Source organism: Brevundimonas sp. NPDC092305, assembly GCF_044755415.1.
Taxonomy (GTDB): Bacteria; Pseudomonadota; Alphaproteobacteria; order Caulobacterales; family Caulobacteraceae; genus Brevundimonas.
The window spans coordinates 33,452-47,815 of sequence record NZ_JBIVQY010000002.1 but is presented as its reverse complement, the minus strand read 5'-3'; the positions used below and the strand labels follow the sequence as shown (position 1 = coordinate 47,815).

10 protein-coding genes and 1 tRNA gene are annotated in these 14,364 nt (G+C 67.2%); 7 read left to right on the top strand and 4 right to left on the bottom strand.

Annotated elements, in window-relative coordinates; all coding sequences use genetic code 11:
* Nucleotides 1-24 precede the first annotated feature (24 nt).
* Entirely contained in the window at nt 25-1,983 is a 1,959-nt protein-coding gene (locus tag ACIQC9_RS10735) for a peptide MFS transporter (protein WP_400615578.1), read from the bottom strand.
* Between the two features lie 199 nt (nt 1,984-2,182).
* Here ACIQC9_RS10735 and ACIQC9_RS10730 point away from each other — a divergent pair, with 199 nt between their 5' ends.
* From ACIQC9_RS10730 to ACIQC9_RS10710, 5 genes are all read left to right on the top strand, one after another.
* On the top strand, nt 2,183-3,241 hold the full coding sequence (locus tag ACIQC9_RS10730) for an isoaspartyl peptidase/L-asparaginase family protein (protein WP_400615575.1): 1,059 nt from the start codon (nt 2,183-2,185) through the stop codon (nt 3,239-3,241).
* Nucleotides 3,238-3,507, top strand: a complete 270-nt coding sequence (locus tag ACIQC9_RS10725; RefSeq protein WP_400615573.1) for a hypothetical protein — start codon at nt 3,238-3,240, stop codon at nt 3,505-3,507. Before ACIQC9_RS10730 ends, ACIQC9_RS10725 begins: the two co-directional genes overlap by 4 nt.
* A 10-nt stretch (nt 3,508-3,517) precedes the next feature.
* The gene (locus ACIQC9_RS10720; protein ID WP_400615571.1) at nt 3,518-4,525 is read left to right on the top strand and encodes a fumarylacetoacetate hydrolase family protein; all 1,008 of its coding nucleotides are present in this window, start codon (nt 3,518-3,520) and stop codon (nt 4,523-4,525) included.
* A gap of 85 nt (nt 4,526-4,610) precedes the next feature.
* Nucleotides 4,611-5,147 carry a DUF1453 domain-containing protein gene (locus ACIQC9_RS10715; RefSeq protein ID WP_400615569.1) on the top strand — a complete coding sequence of 179 codons (537 nt, stop codon included), beginning with the start codon at nt 4,611-4,613 and terminating at the stop codon, nt 5,145-5,147.
* Nucleotides 5,148-5,208: 61 nt separating this feature from the next.
* A tRNA-Leu gene (locus ACIQC9_RS10710) sits at nt 5,209-5,293 on the top strand.
* Here ACIQC9_RS10710 and ACIQC9_RS10705 read toward each other — a convergent pair.
* Nucleotides 5,294-6,445 carry a sensor histidine kinase gene (locus tag ACIQC9_RS10705; RefSeq protein ID WP_400615568.1) on the bottom strand — a complete coding sequence of 384 codons (1,152 nt, stop codon included), beginning with the start codon at nt 6,443-6,445 and terminating at the stop codon, nt 5,294-5,296. It abuts the tRNA gene before it with no gap.
* 222 nt (nt 6,446-6,667) lie between these two features.
* Here ACIQC9_RS10705 and ACIQC9_RS10700 point away from each other — a divergent pair, with 222 nt between their 5' ends.
* Complete coding sequence (locus tag ACIQC9_RS10700) at nt 6,668-7,927, top strand: multidrug effflux MFS transporter (RefSeq protein ID WP_400615567.1); 1,260 nt, start codon at nt 6,668-6,670, stop codon at nt 7,925-7,927.
* Between the two features lie 56 nt (nt 7,928-7,983).
* A complete protein-coding gene (locus ACIQC9_RS10695) occupies nt 7,984-9,930 on the top strand; it encodes a M1 family metallopeptidase (protein ID WP_400615564.1) in 1,947 nt (648 codons plus the stop codon).
* 85 nt (nt 9,931-10,015) lie between these two features.
* Here the strand turns inward: ACIQC9_RS10695 and ACIQC9_RS10690 are convergent, their stop codons facing one another.
* Both ACIQC9_RS10690 and ACIQC9_RS10685 read right to left on the bottom strand, forming a co-directional pair.
* On the bottom strand, nt 10,016-12,115 hold the full coding sequence (locus ACIQC9_RS10690) for a TonB-dependent receptor plug domain-containing protein (protein ID WP_400615562.1): 2,100 nt from the start codon (nt 12,113-12,115) through the stop codon (nt 10,016-10,018).
* A gap of 25 nt (nt 12,116-12,140) precedes the next feature.
* Nucleotides 12,141-14,222, bottom strand: a complete 2,082-nt coding sequence (locus ACIQC9_RS10685) for a TonB-dependent receptor plug domain-containing protein (protein WP_400615560.1) — start codon at nt 14,220-14,222, stop codon at nt 12,141-12,143.
* Nucleotides 14,223-14,364: the final 142 nt, after the last annotated feature.

Here is a 14,364-nt window from a genome sequence, read left to right as displayed (position 1 = left end):
GGATCGACCGGGCCCTCCGTCTTTTCACCGTGCGGCGGGTGTCCAGCCGGCGGTGCTCTGGGCGGGGCGGGCGACGTTGCCGTCTTCCTTGCCGCCGTCCGTCAGCGTCGGTCCCGGGTGGTTGTTCGGGTCGTTCACCCCGTTGGACCACTTCGAGATGAAGAAGCTGGCGATGATGAACGCCACGCCGATGCCGACGCCCCACCAGCCGATCTGGTTGAAAGTCTGCAGCGAGTTGTTCAGCGCCGCGCCCGGATCGGTGACCTGACCGCCCACCGTTTCCGTGCCTGCGAGACCGGCGATCATGCCGCCCAGATAGTGGGCGATGGCCGAGGCCATGAACCACACCGCCATCATGAAGCTGACGATGGCCGGGACGGACAGTTTGGTGATCTCCGAAAGACCGACCGGGGACAGGAACAGCTCGCCCGTGGTGTGCAGGAAGTAGAGCACGGCCAGCAGGAACAGCGGCGTACGGAACGCCTCGTCCACCATGCCGGAGTTCACGCCCCAGACGATGACGAGGAAGCCGAGGCCGACCTGCATGATGCCCAGGCCGAACTTTACGACCGGGTTCGGATCCATCTTGCGACGGGCCAGCCAGACCCACAGCGCCGCGAAGATCGGCGCGCAGATCAGGATGAAGCCGGCGTTGAACGACTGGGTCTGCGACGCCGTCAGCGAGGTGTCGATCCAGGTCCACCAGTTCCCCGTGGACATCCCGGCGGCGGCCAACTGGGCCGGCGTACCGTAGGGAATGCCGAGGAAGGTGCCGGCGCCGCTGGTCAGCGACAAGTCCACGTTGCGCTCGGCGAACAGGTTCAGCGAGGAGCCGGCCTGTTCGAACAGGGTGAAGAAGACCGCCGAACCGAACACCAGCACCATGGCCAGCATCATCCGCTCACGCGAAACCTTGTCGCATTTGAAGACGATGAACCAGGTCACATAGGCCAGCGCCACCACCACGGAGATGGACAGGCCGATGCCGACGAGGCCGTGGTTGGGAACGATGAAGCACAGCAGGCCCACGCCGACGAAGGCGAGGATGTAGATCAGCCATTCGCGGTTGATCGGACCGAGGATCGGCTTCTTGATCAGCTCCGGATAGGGGCTCTCGCCCTTTCCCTGAAGCAATGGCTTGCCCAGCACGAAGACGATCAGGCCAGCCAGCATGCCGACGCCTGCGAGGCCAAAGCCGGCCCACCAGCCGACGGTCTGACCCAGCAGGCCGCAGAGCACGGCGGCCCAGAACGAGCCCATGTTGATGCCGAAATAATAGAGGGTGAACCCGGCGTCCCGACGCGGGTCGCCCTGGGCGTACTGCTGCCCGACGAGGGTCGAGATGTTCGGCTTCAGGAAGCCCACGCCCATGATGATCAGCGACAGGGCGAGGTAGAAGACGTTGACGCCGTTCTGGTCGCGGACGACGCCATTGGCGAACTCGCCCGGCGCCACGACGGCGGGAACGGTCGACGTCGGCGGCAGGCCCTCGATGGTCAGGCCCTGCTCGCCCTCGGAGAAGGCATAGGGCGTGCCGTCGATGACGACGTTGGTCTGGCGGGTGTCGCCGCGGCCCTCGACCTGCACGGCGTAGGTCTCGCCGCCGAAGGTGAGGGACTGGGTCGCCGGCCGGCCCTCGAAGGCCATCAGGCCGTGGCCCATGACCAGCAGGATGGCGCCGAACATGACCGCCTTGCGGGTGCCGATGTAGCGGTCGGCCACCAGGCCGCCGATCAGGGGCAACAGGTAAACCAGTGAACCGTAGGTGCCGTACTGGCCGGTCGCGAAGCCGTCGTCGAACAGGAAATGCTGGGTCAGATAGAAGATCAGCAGGCCGCGCATGCCGTAGAAGCTGAACCGCTCCCACATCTCGGCGAAGAAGCAGGTGATCAGACCCTTTGGATGGTTCTTGAGGATCTGAAGCAGCACGGGAATGCCCGTGGCGAGGGTGACGACCACCCCCAGCAAGATGACGAGATTCATGCGAACCCTTTGACTGCCGTGCGCTTTTCGCGCCCGATTTGACTATGTTTCGGGCCGCCTTCGCCGCCCCCGCCTCCCCTGGCGTTGGCCGCAATAGGCCACCAAGGGTCAGGGTTTACAAGGTGTAACCCGGCGTGATGTCGCCGATGTCGCGCAGGCGGGGCCTTGAGTCGAGGTCGCGACTGGTCGACGGTGGGGCATGAACAGGACCGCTTTCGTCTCCGCCCTCGCCGCCCTTTCGGGGCTCGCGACGCCCGCTTTCGCGCAGGAGGCGCCGCGGTGGTCGTTCGCCATTCACGGCGGGGCGGGCGTCATCGAACGCGCCAGTCTGACGCCCGATCAGGACGCCGCCTATCGCGTCGCACTAACCCGGGCGCTGGAGGCGGGCGCGGCCGTTTTGAGAAACGGGGGCGGGGCGTTGGATGCGGTGCAGGCGGCGATCGAGGTGATGGAGGACGACCCGCTGTTCAACGCCGGACGGGGCGCGGTCTTCACCGCCGCCGGTCGCAACGAACTGGACGCCGCGGTGATGGACGGGACCGATCTGACGGCCGGCGCGGTGGCTGGTCTGACCCGCACACGCCATCCGATCGCGGCGGCGCGGGCGGTGATGGAGCGGTCGCCGCACGTCATGCTGATCGGCGAGGGGGCAGACGCCTTTGCGGCTTCCGTCGGGCTGGAACAGGTAGACCTGTCTTGGTTCTTCACCGAGCGTCGCTGGCAGGGACTTGAGCGGACCCTGCGCGAGCGGGGCGACCCGATACCGGAGCGGCCGCAGGGCGCGCCGGCGCCAGGCGCGATGGCCGGGCTTCCGGCGCCGCCGCTGAACGAGCGGAAGTTCGGAACGGTCGGCGCGGTGGCGCTGGACGCGGAAGGTCGCCTGGCGGCCGGGACTTCAACGGGCGGCACCACCGGCAAGCGCTGGGGTCGCGTCGGGGATGTGCCGGTGATCGGCGCGGGCACCTACGCCTCCAACCGCGACGGCTGTGCCGTGTCGGCGACGGGCGACGGCGAATATTACATCCGCGCCTCTGTCGCGCGGGACATCTGCGCCCGCATCGCCGCCGGCGCGACGGCGCAGGACGCGGGTCAGGCCGAGGTCGATGACGCTAAGTCGTTAGGCGGCTTCGGCGGGGTGATCGTCATGGATCGCGACGGCCGCCCGGCTTTCGCGATGACGACCTCAGGCATGTATCGCGGCGCCGTGTCTTCGAACGCCGACGCAGAGGTCGCCATCTACGCGGACGAGGCCCGATGAGCGCCGAAAACGAACTGTCCGAAATGGCCAATGAAGAGCTGGACGCCGCCTGCGCCATGCCCTGGCCGGAGATCAAGGCCATCACGCCGTGGGGCGACAGCTTCACCGGGTTTGCACCGTCCGGCCGTGAGGTCGAGGTCGAGCGTCGCTATCTCTGGGCCCACGAGCCGGAGGGCGCCGTGGCGGTCGAGGTCGAGGTGCGGGATCCGGCCTCGCGCACCGGCGCCGAGGCGAAGGCGTTGATCAGGCCCCCGGAAAAAGCCTAAGCCTAGAGGCATGAAACTCGCCTCTCTCAAGCATGGCCGCGACGGCCGCCTCGTGGTCGTCTCGGAAGACCTGAACTGGTTCACCGACGCCTTCCTGATCGCGCCGACGCTGCAGGCGGCGCTGGACGACTGGGACCGGGTGGAGCCCGATCTGCGGGCGCTGGCGGAAAGCCTCGAACACGGCGGCGTGCCGCGCGGGCGGTTCCATGAGCGCGAGGCGGCCTCGCCTCTGCCGCGCGCCTATCAGTGGGCCGACGGCTCGGCCTATGTGAACCACGTCGCGCTGGTGAGACAGGCGCGCGGGGCGGAGATGCCCGAGAGCTTCTGGACCGATCCGCTGATGTATCAGGGCGGTTCCGACGGCTTCCTGGCGCCGCGTGACGAGATCCCGCTGAAGGACGAGGCCTGGGGTTGCGACCTCGAGGCCGAGGTGATCGTGGTCACCGGCGACGTGCCGCTGGGCGCGACGCGAGACGAGGCGCTGGCGGCGATCCGTCTGGTCGGTCTGGTCAACGACGTTTCCCTGCGCAACCTCATCCCCGGCGAACTGGCCAAGGGGTTCGGCTTCGTCCAGTCCAAGCCGGCCAGCGCCCTGTCGCCCGTTCTGGTGACGCCCGACGCGCTGGGCGACCGCTGGAAGGACGGCAAGCTGCATGGCGAACTGTCGGTGCAACTGAACGGTCAGGACTTCGGCAAGGCCGACGCCGGAACGGACATGACCTTCGACTTCGGAACCCTGATCGCGCATCTGGCCAGGACCCGGGCCTTGGTCGCGGGCACGATCATCGGCTCCGGCACCGTCTCGAACCGCGACGCCGACGGCGGCCCCGGCAAGCCGGTGGCCGAGGGCGGGCTTGGCTATTCCTGCATCGCCGAGGTCCGCACGGTCGAGACCATCCTGCGCGGCAAGGCCGAGACGCCCTTCCTCAAACATGGGGATACCGTCCGTATCGAGATGATGGACGACAGGCACCACACCATCTTCGGCGCCATCGAACAGACCGTCGCCGCCGTCTGACGCCGCTTTACGGATGCGCCGACCGGGCTAATGTCCGAACCGGCGCGGTCTTGGGGACGCGCGCGAAACTATGGGGGAGGGGCGCATGGGCCCTCAGGAATATGGACCGCTGATCGGGGTGGCCGTGGCGCTGCCGCTGATCCTGCTGCGCAACCGTCGGCCGCGAACCCTGCGTCCGCAGTGGATGTGGGTCGTGCCGTTGATCATCGTCGCCCTGATGGGCTTCGCGATCTGGGGGACCAGCATGCAGCCCGGCGCCACGCACACGCCGTTCAACGCTGCGTCGTGGGCCGTGATCGTCGCAGGCCTGATCCTGGGCGGGGTCGCCGGCTGGTGGCGTGGGCGGATGACGACGATCGAGAAGCACGCCGACGGCACGCTGAAGGCGCAGGCCTCGCCCATCGGCCTTATCCTGATCGTCGCCTTGCTGCTCGGTCGTCGCGCGCTGAGCGCATGGCTGGAGCCGCACGCGGCGTCGCTGGGTCTCGACGCCATCGCCGTGGCCGACGCCTTCCTCGTCTTCGTCGTCGGCATGATCGTGATGCAGCGGATCGAGATGTTCATCCGCGCGAAGCGGGTGGAGGCGGGTCGACCAGACGACCACGTCGAAGCCGCGGCCTGACTCGTCTCAAGCCCGGTTGACCGGCGAACCGCCATCGCTAGATTGCGCGCCCCAAGCCTGTGCGGGCGTGGTGGAATTGGTAGACGCGCCGGACTCAAAATCCGGTTCCGCAAGGAGTGTCGGTTCGAGCCCGACCGCCCGCACCATCACTCGGCAGGGCCGGGCGGGGATTGCAGCAGCGGCATCTCTATGACGGCCAGATAGCCTCCGTCTTCGGGGCCCGCCGTGACCGAGGCGTCGGCGCCGAAGCGCAAGTCCAGCCTCTGACGAACGGCGCTGAGCCCGACCCCATGCCCGCCAGTGGGGCGCACCGCGCCCGGACGCAGCACGGCGCCGCTGTCGCGGACCTCCAGCCTCAGCCGGCCCTCGTGAACACCGGCGCTGATCGCCACCGTAACAGGCGCGAGGGACGGCTCCACGCCGTACTTGACGGCGTTCTCAACCAGCGGCTGGAGCAGCAGGTTCGGCACACGGGCGTTCTCGACGGCGGGATCACAGTCGATCTGTGCGTCCAGACGGGCGCCGAACCGGACGATCTCCACCGCCAGATAGGCGTCAAGAACGGACAGCTCGTCCGCCAGCGAGACGTCGGTCAGGGTGTCTACTTCCATGGCGGCGCGCAGGAAGTCCGACAGGCGATCCAGCATCTCGGCGGCCTGGGTGTCGCGGCGGGTCAGGATCAGGGTCGAGAGCGCAGAGAGCGCATTGAACATGAAGTGCGGGTTCAGTTGCATGCGCAGGGCGCGCAGTTCGGCCCGCAGGGCCCCGGCCTCCCGCTCGGCGATCACCTGCCGCTGCTCGTGGATCCGGCGGTTGGTGAAGGTGACCCAGAACAGGGCGGCATTGGTCGCGTAGATGCTGACGTAAACCAGCGCCACCTTGGTTCTGGCCGTCCATGAGAAGTCCGGCATAAGCATGCCGTCAAACAGCGTGTTCATGATGGGCTGACCGGCGTAATCCAGCCACATCTGCAGCCAGCCGGCCGCGATGACAGCCGGCGGCAACACGATGATCGCCAGCCATACCGGCCGGCGGGCCAGCCGACGGAAAACCAGAAACAGGAGACCCGCGACGCCGACGGCGCTCACGGCTCCCCACAGGAGGGTCAGATACTCGCCCAGCACATGAACGTAGCCGGCAAGGATGTTGAAGATGGAGGTGATGAATATCACAAAGGCCCAGAGGGCGGTCGACAGGCCGAACGCCTGACGACCATCGGGCGAGATGTCGAACGGACGAGCCAGCCAGCCGGAAGCCGCATTCCTTCGGCCTTGTTCCAACACTTCACTTGCCTGCACGGGGCGCCCCTTGTTCCAGATCCTGCTCGCCCGCAGTTTTTCCGTCGCAAGGGCCGGCGACGACCGGCGCTGTCGCAGGATCGTCCGGCTTGGTCGCACGATGGGCCGATTTCATCCGCCCGGCGTGGGCTCCGGACGCCGAACCGTGTCCTGCAGCCCTCACCCGCGGCTTTTCACATTTCAGAGGTTGCGGCGGCTGGCAGGGCTGCGCATCTGCGCCCGATGACTGAAACCCGCCCTGCAGAACCCGCCGCGACCAAGGGGCCGGGGTTTCCCGAGTTCGTTTGTCTGATCGCCTGCATGATGGCGCTGAACGCGCTCGCCATCGACTCCATGCTGCCGGCACTGCCAATGATCGGAGACGCGCTGGGCGTGGTGCGTGAGAACGATCGGCAGTGGATCGTCACCGCCTACCTGCTGGGCTTCGGCATCGCCCAGATCGTCTACGGGCCGCTGGCTGACCGGTTCGGGCGCAAGCCGATCCTGATGGTCGGGGTGGGCCTGTATGTCCTGTTCAGCGCGCTCGCCGCCTTCGCCCCGACGTTTGAAATGCTGATCCTCGCGCGGGTGGGGACCGGACTGGGCGCGGCGTCGCTGCGAGTGCTGGCGGTGTCGATCGTGCGCGACCGCTACACCGGCCGCACCATGGCGCGGGTGATGTCGCTGAGCTTCCTCGTCTTCCTCGGCGTGCCGATCATCGCGCCGTCGCTGGGCGCCGCCATCCTGCATGTCGCGCCCTGGCCGTGGATCTTCGGCGTGCTGGCTCTGGCCGGTTCGGCGGTGATGGTCTGGGCGGCCCTGCGCCTGCCCGAGACCCTGCACCCCGAAGACCGGATGCCGATCAACGCGCGCCGGATCGGAGGGGCCTTCCGGGAAGCGGTCACCAATCGCCAGTCGCTGGGCTACACCCTGGCGATGACGGCGATCACCGGGGCCCTGTTCGGCTTCATCAACTCGTCGCAGCAGATCTTCCATCACGTGTTCGACGCGGCCGATCTGTTCCCGATCGCCTTCGCCGCCATCGCGGGCGGCATAGCGGCAGCCAGCCTGCTGAACGCGGCGCTGGTCGAGCGGCTGGGCAGCCGGCTGATCTCGCATACGGCCCTGATCGGCTTCATCACCATGGCCGGCATCCACACACTCGTATCGGTGACGGGCCACGAGACGATCTGGACCTTCGGCGTGCTGCAGGCCCTGACCATGTTCTGCTTCGGCTTCATCGCCGGGAACTTCGGCTCGATGGCCATGGAGCCGATGGGCCATATCGCCGGCACGGCCAGTTCGGCGCAGGGGTTTATCTCCACGACCTTCGGCTCGCTGGCCGGCTTCGCGATCGGACAGCAGTTCACCGACAGCGCGACGCCGATGACGCTGGGCTTCATGGTGCTGGGCATGATCGCGCTAGGCTTCGTGCTGTTCGCCGAACGCGGAAGCCTGTTCAAGGCGCGGCATCTGAAGCCCGTGGCGCCCGCCGCCTCTTGATCTTTGCCTCCGGACGGGGCGTTGTCCGGGGCAAGAACAGTACAGAGGAACGCCCCATGATCCGCACGTTCGGCCTCGTTTCGGCCCTCGCCCTCGCCACGGTCGTCGCCGGCTGCAACCGTCAGGCCGCCGAGGCGCAGTCCGACATGCCGCCGCTGCCCGCCTCGGCCACCGCGCCGGTGCAGTATGTGCAGGATGTGCACTCCTATGCGCAGCCGGACATCGCCCGCGTGCGTCACGTCGCGCTGGACCTGACCGCTGACTTCACAGCCAAGACCCTGTCAGGCACGGCGACGCTGGACGTCACCGGGCGGACCGGCGCGACCGAGGTTATTCTCGACGTCCGGAACATGGACATCCGCTCCGTAGCCGACGGGGCTGGCCAGCCGCTGCAGTTCCAGCTGGGCGCCGACGATCCGATCAAGGGCCAGCCGCTGACCGTGCGCTTCCCCGCCCTGGCCGAGGGCGCGACGCAGAAGGTGGTCGTGACCTACGCCACACGCCCTGACGCCGCCGCCCTGCAGTGGCTGTCGCCGGCCCAGACAGCGGGCGGCCAGAAGCCGTTCCTGTTCAGTCAGGGGCAGGCGATCCTGACCCGCACATGGGTGCCGACGCAGGACAGCCCCGGCATCCGCCAGACCTATGAGGCGCGCATCACCGCGCCCGAAGGCCTGACCGCGATCATGAGCGCCCAGCATCTGAACAGCGAGGGCGAACCGGCCGGCGAGGGCAAGCGGGCGTGGCGCTTCCGCATGACCAACCCGATCCCGCCGTATCTGATCGCGCTGGCGATCGGCGACCAGAGCTTCGCCGCCTTCGACGGCCGCTCGGGCGTGTGGACGGAGCCGTCGCGACTGGAGGCCGCCCGCGCCGAGCTGGAGCCGACCGCTCGCATGGTCGACGTCGCCGAGCAGTTGTACGGCCCCTACCGCTGGGGCCGGTATGACGTGCTGGTCCTGCCGCCGTCCTTCCCGTTCGGCGGAATGGAGAACCCGCGCCTGACCTTCGCCACCCCGACCATCATCGCCGGCGACCAGTCGCTGGTCAGTCTGGTGGCGCACGAGCTGGCGCACAGCTGGTCCGGAAATCTGGTGACCAACGCCACCTGGGCCGACTTCTGGCTGAACGAGGGTTTCACCGTCTATTTCGAGAACCGGATCATGGAACAGCTGTACGGCAAGGACCGTGCGCTGATGCTTCAGGCTCTGGGCTGGGGCGACCTGCAGACCACGCTGGCGGAACTGCCGGCGGCGGACACTCGGCTGAAGCTGGACCTGAACGGGCGCGACCCGGACGAGGGTCTGACCGACATCGCCTACGAAAAGGGTGCGGCCTTCCTGCGGACCATCGAGCGGATCGTTGGGCGGGAGCGGTTCGATCCGTGGCTGCGTGGCTACTTCGAGCGCAACGCCTTCCGGCCGATGACGACCGAAATGTTCTTGCAGGACATCCGGGCCAATCTGATCAAGGGTGACGCCAGTCTTGAGCAGCAGCTGATGATGGATGCATGGATCTATCAGCCGGGCATGCCCTCGAACTGGCAGCCGCCGGTCTCGACCGCGTTCCAGCCGGTGGATGCGGCGGCCAAGGCCTTCTTCGCGGATCGCGGGCCGGCCTCGGCAATTCCGTGGTCGGGTTGGTCGACGCAGGAGCGTCAGCGCTTCCTCGCCTGGCGTCCGGCGGGCGGAACCCTGCGGCTGACCCCGGCGCAACTGGCCGATCTGGAGACCACGCTGAACCTGCGCAATGAGGGCAACTCGGAAGTGCTGTTCAGCTGGCTGCAGATCGCGGTGGCCAACCGCTATCAGCCGGCCGTGCCGACGCTGGAGAAGTTCCTGACCAGCCAGGGCCGTCGCAAGTTCGTGGCGCCGCTGTTCACCAGTCTGTGGGCGCAGGGCGACTGGGGCCGACCGATCGCGACCCGCATCTACGCACAGGCGCGCCCGGGCTATCACACGGTCACGACCAGCACGGTTGACGGCATCGTCGGCCGCCCGGGCTGAGGCTCGGCGAGCTCCGGACATAAAGACGGGCGGCGCGAGGGCCACGCCGCCCGTTCAGTGAGCTTGGGGCTCGCGAATGCCTTCTTCAGAAGGTCTTTCTTATCTGGAGGAACAGCCAGGGGCTCATCTTCGTCCGGCGCGACTCGCGATAGGCGAGGGGCGCGACGTCGCGGGGACCGGTGTAGATGTTGCGGTCGTAGCCGATGGCGCGGTCGGTCGCATTGCCGATGTCCGCGCGGATTGTCAGGTCCGCCTTCGGCTTCCACTGGCCCCAGACGGTGACGAAGGGCTCCGCGATCAGGTCGCGGACCTCGCGGACGCGGAAGAGCTGGCCCCGGTCGACGTTGCAGCCGTGGTCGAAGCCGTAGGACCACTTGCCGCCTTGCAGGTCCTGATTGAAGGACACGCCGCAGCCGAAATTCTGGTTGCCCTGGAAGCGCCGGTCCTCGCCGGTGACCGGGTCGGTCACGCTTGAGGCCGCCCAGCTGCCGCGGGCCTGAAGACGGGCGTTGGGCATGCCCAGCTTGTCCATCGGCAGGGTGACCCGTAGCTGGAAATAGTCCTGCTTGCCGTCGCCGATATTGCCCACGCCGTCGAAGCCGCCGGTCAGGGGGATGATGTCGACCACGTCCTCGAAGTCGGCATGCTGATAGGTGGCGTCGAACACGCCCTCACCCCAGAAGCGGCGTTCGTAGACCAGCTCAAGCACGTTGGCCTTGAAGGGTTCGAGGTCGGGGTTGCCCCCCTCCACCTGACCGATGTCGATGTCGGCCGAGGCGGCGAAGTCGCCGAAGTCGAGCTGGCCGACCTCGCGCTCCAGCCGCAGCCGGAACTGGTGGCCGGTCCATGGCGTCCACGTCGCCTGCACGCGGGGCTTGGGATAGACGAAGGACTTGGACTGTTCGCTGTCGCCGGACTGGCGGATCTCCGACACCTCGACGCGCACGCCGGCCTCCAGCGTGAACTTCGGCGAGGGACGCCAGGTGGCCTGACCGAAGACCTCGCCACGCAGCTCCTCGACCTTGACGGTGGCCGACGGCAGCGGGATTGCGACGCCGTTTTCCTCATAGGTGTTGGCGGTGTCGAGGAAGTTGTAGGCGGCTTCGCCCCCGGCCTCGACGGCCCATTTGTCATCCGGACGATAGCGCAGCACGGCGCGGCCGATGGTTTCGCCCGAGCTGGCGTCGACGGTGAAGGTCGAACTGTCGCCGCCCGCGGTGGAGACGCCGGTGTAGTCCTCGGTGACGTAGTTCTGCAGCGCCACCAGTTCGAGGCCGAGTTTCGACGACAGGTCCCGCGTCCAGTTGGCGCCGGCCTCGAACCGGGTCGACTCGGATTCCTCGTCATTGAAACTGTCGACGCCGGGACCCGAGCGGATGAGCAGGTCCTGCGTATTCTCGCTGGCGTACCATCCGGCGAGACCGTTCAGCTTCAGCTTGCCGCCGCCGACCAGACCCTGCCAGCCCACGGTGCCGCGGGCGTTCTGGAATCGATCCCAGAGGACGAGGTCTGCGTCCTGTATCAGGGCGCCGGAGGCGTCGTAGCGACGACGGAAGCCGTCGCCGGTGCCGTCGGTGCGGTCGGTGGTGGCGCTGAGCGAGGCCTCGAACTGGTTGTCGCTTTCACGGCGCGAATATTGGCCGGAGAGGATCGGACCGACGTAGCCGTCCGGATAGATGTAGGCGTTGGCCTCCAGCACGCGCTCGATCGTCACGGTGCGCTTCAGCACGACGTTGGCGATGACCGAGCGGCCCTGCATGTCGATGCCGGGCGCGCCGCCGCGGATCAGCTCGATCCGTTCCACGCTGTCGGCCGAGATACGGCGCAGCACGGCGTCCAGACCATCGCTCTTTGATGATGGCCGGTCGCCGTCGATCAGCACATTACCCGCCGCACCGGCGAACCCGCGCGTGCTGTTGTCGCCTGTGTCGAGACCGAAGCCCGGCAGACGAAAGATCATATCCAGCGCCGTATTCGGGCTGGAACCGGCGAAGAAGGCCGGCTCGAACACCAGAACGCCGCGTTGTGTCGTGTCGACCTCGGGCGCGGTGGTGGCCGGGCCGGTCGGGACCGGCGCCTGGGCGGCGCTCTCGGGCGTCGGGCTCTGCGCCGGCGTGGTTTGTGCGAGGGCCGGGGCCGCCAGCATGCTGACGGCGACCGTGGTCAGAAGGATGGTTTTTGTCACGGCGGCCCCTCCCCGGAGCGACGGATCAGAAGGTCTTGCGAAGCGACAGGCGGTAGAAGGTGCGCGGGTCGATATCGCGGGTTTCGGTGTAGGCGATCGGCCGTCCGTTCCCCCGGTCGGCGAAGGCCGTGCGGTAGGTCTGGAAGTCGTCCCAGATGTTCATCTGCGCGGTCAGCGTCAGGGTGGGCGTCGGCTTGTAGGATGCGACCAGCTCGAAATAGTCCGTGCCGCGGAAGCCGGTGGTCTGGTCCGGGTCGTAGCTGGCGACGCCGAGGCGCGGGATCCATGCGGCGCTCCAGTTGATCTTCCAGGTAGTGATGTCCTGGCTGAGGCTGATCACCGCCTGGCTGGGGCGGACATTGGAGATGCGACGGGTCTCGCCGCTTGTGGGGTCGGTGACCTCGGTATGGTTCCAGGTGTTGCGGAAGCCGAACTTGCCGCCCGAGAAGCCGAACCGGTCCATCGGAATGGTCATGTTGACGGCCAGCTGGTCCAGCGTCGCGTCGCCGATGTTGCCCACGGCGGACAGGCCGTCCTCGAGCGGGATGACGTCAATGGCGTCGATGATCTGGTCGTGGCGGTAGCCGACCGAGACGATGCCGTCCTTCCAGAAGCGGCGCTCATAAATGACTTCGCTGATCCAGCGCTGCTCGGGCTTCAGGTCGATGTTGCCGCCCAGCACGTTTTCATCGTCGAGGTCGGCAGAGGCCGCGAAGTCGCTGAAGTCCAGTTGACCCAGCTCACGCTCGAAGCGGACGCGGATCTGGTTGTTCTCCATGGGCGTCCACGTCATCAGCAGGCGGGGCTTGGCGAAGAAGAAGCTCTCTTCCTGCGCGGCGTCGCCGGACTGGCTGATGGTCGAGGCCTCAAGTCGCAGGCCGCCTTCGACGCTCAGGTTCGGATCGATGCGCCACGTCGCCTTGCCAAAGGCTTCGCCGCGGGTTTCCTCGACCTTCACCGAGGCCGAAGGCAGCGGCACGGCGACCCCGCCGATGCTGAACGCCTGATCGGTTTCCAGCATGTTGTAGGCGATTTCGGCGCCGGTCTCGAAAGTCAGGGCCTCGGACTTTTCGAAGCGCAGCAGGCTGCGGAGGATGGTCTCGGACGAGTCTCCCGCCGAGTCGAAGAGCTGCTCGGGGCTGATGACGCCGTCCAGCGTGCTGTTGGACGCGGAGGTGGATTCAAAGTGATTGAACTGGTGGATGAAGCGCGTCTCGAGCTTCAGCCGGTCGCCGAGCGGGCGGGTGTAGACCGCGCCGAACTCGCCGCCGTTTCCGTCATTGACGAAGCTGTTGCGGCGAAAGGTGGTCGGGGTCGTGAGGTCGGAATAGCCCTGATAGTCGTTGACCCCGTAGCGGGCCGTCAGATCGATCTTGCCGCCGAAGAAGGGCGCGGCGTAGTTGACCCGGGCCGACTGACCGCCGCCGTACTGATCATTGTAGAAGGCCTCGTCGCGCAGCACGACGCCTGCGGGGGTTGTGCGAACGGAGCGTCCGGCGCCGTTGGAGTCGCTCATCGACAGGCCGTCGCTGAGGGTGACGCCCCAGGTGCGCTCGCCCTCGGTCGAGGTGAACTGATAGGAGCCGTTGGCCATGTCGCGGCCGCCCTCGAACAGGGTGGCGCCGGCGGTGATGATCTGCTGGCGGCTGCTCTGGGTCTTGAGAATGACGTTCACGACGACCGAATAGCCCTGCATGTCGATGCCGGGGGCGCCGCCGCGGATCAGCTCGATGCGCTCGACCTGGGTGGCCACGGTGCGGCTGAGGACGTTGGAGCCAGTGTCGTTCTTGGAGGCCGGGCGGGCGTTGTTGATCAGGACGTTGCCGACCGCGCCTTCGAAACCCCGGCTGCCGGCGCCGTCGTTGATGCCGAAGCCGGGCACCCGGTTGACCATGTCCAGCGCCGTATTGGGTCGGTACTCGGTGAAGAAGTCGGGCGTGAAGACCAGAACGCCTCGCTGGGCTGCGTCTACCGCCTCGCCTTGCGTTCCGGTGGGCGCCGGAGCCTGTGCGGCCTGCGGCTCGCGGCCGTCCGAAGACGTCTGGGCCGAGGCCGCGCCGGCGCTCAACAGAATGGCCGTAGTCGCCAGCAGCAGGGTCTTGGACATTGCGATACTCCCCTCGTCGTGTGACGAAAGGTGTGCCGAGCCAGCCTGTTCATCTCCAGTTACAAGACAGACAGGTGGATTAAATCGGAGACAGCATTACAGCGCTGTCATGTTGTTGTTCTGATCAGGGCCAATCAATACT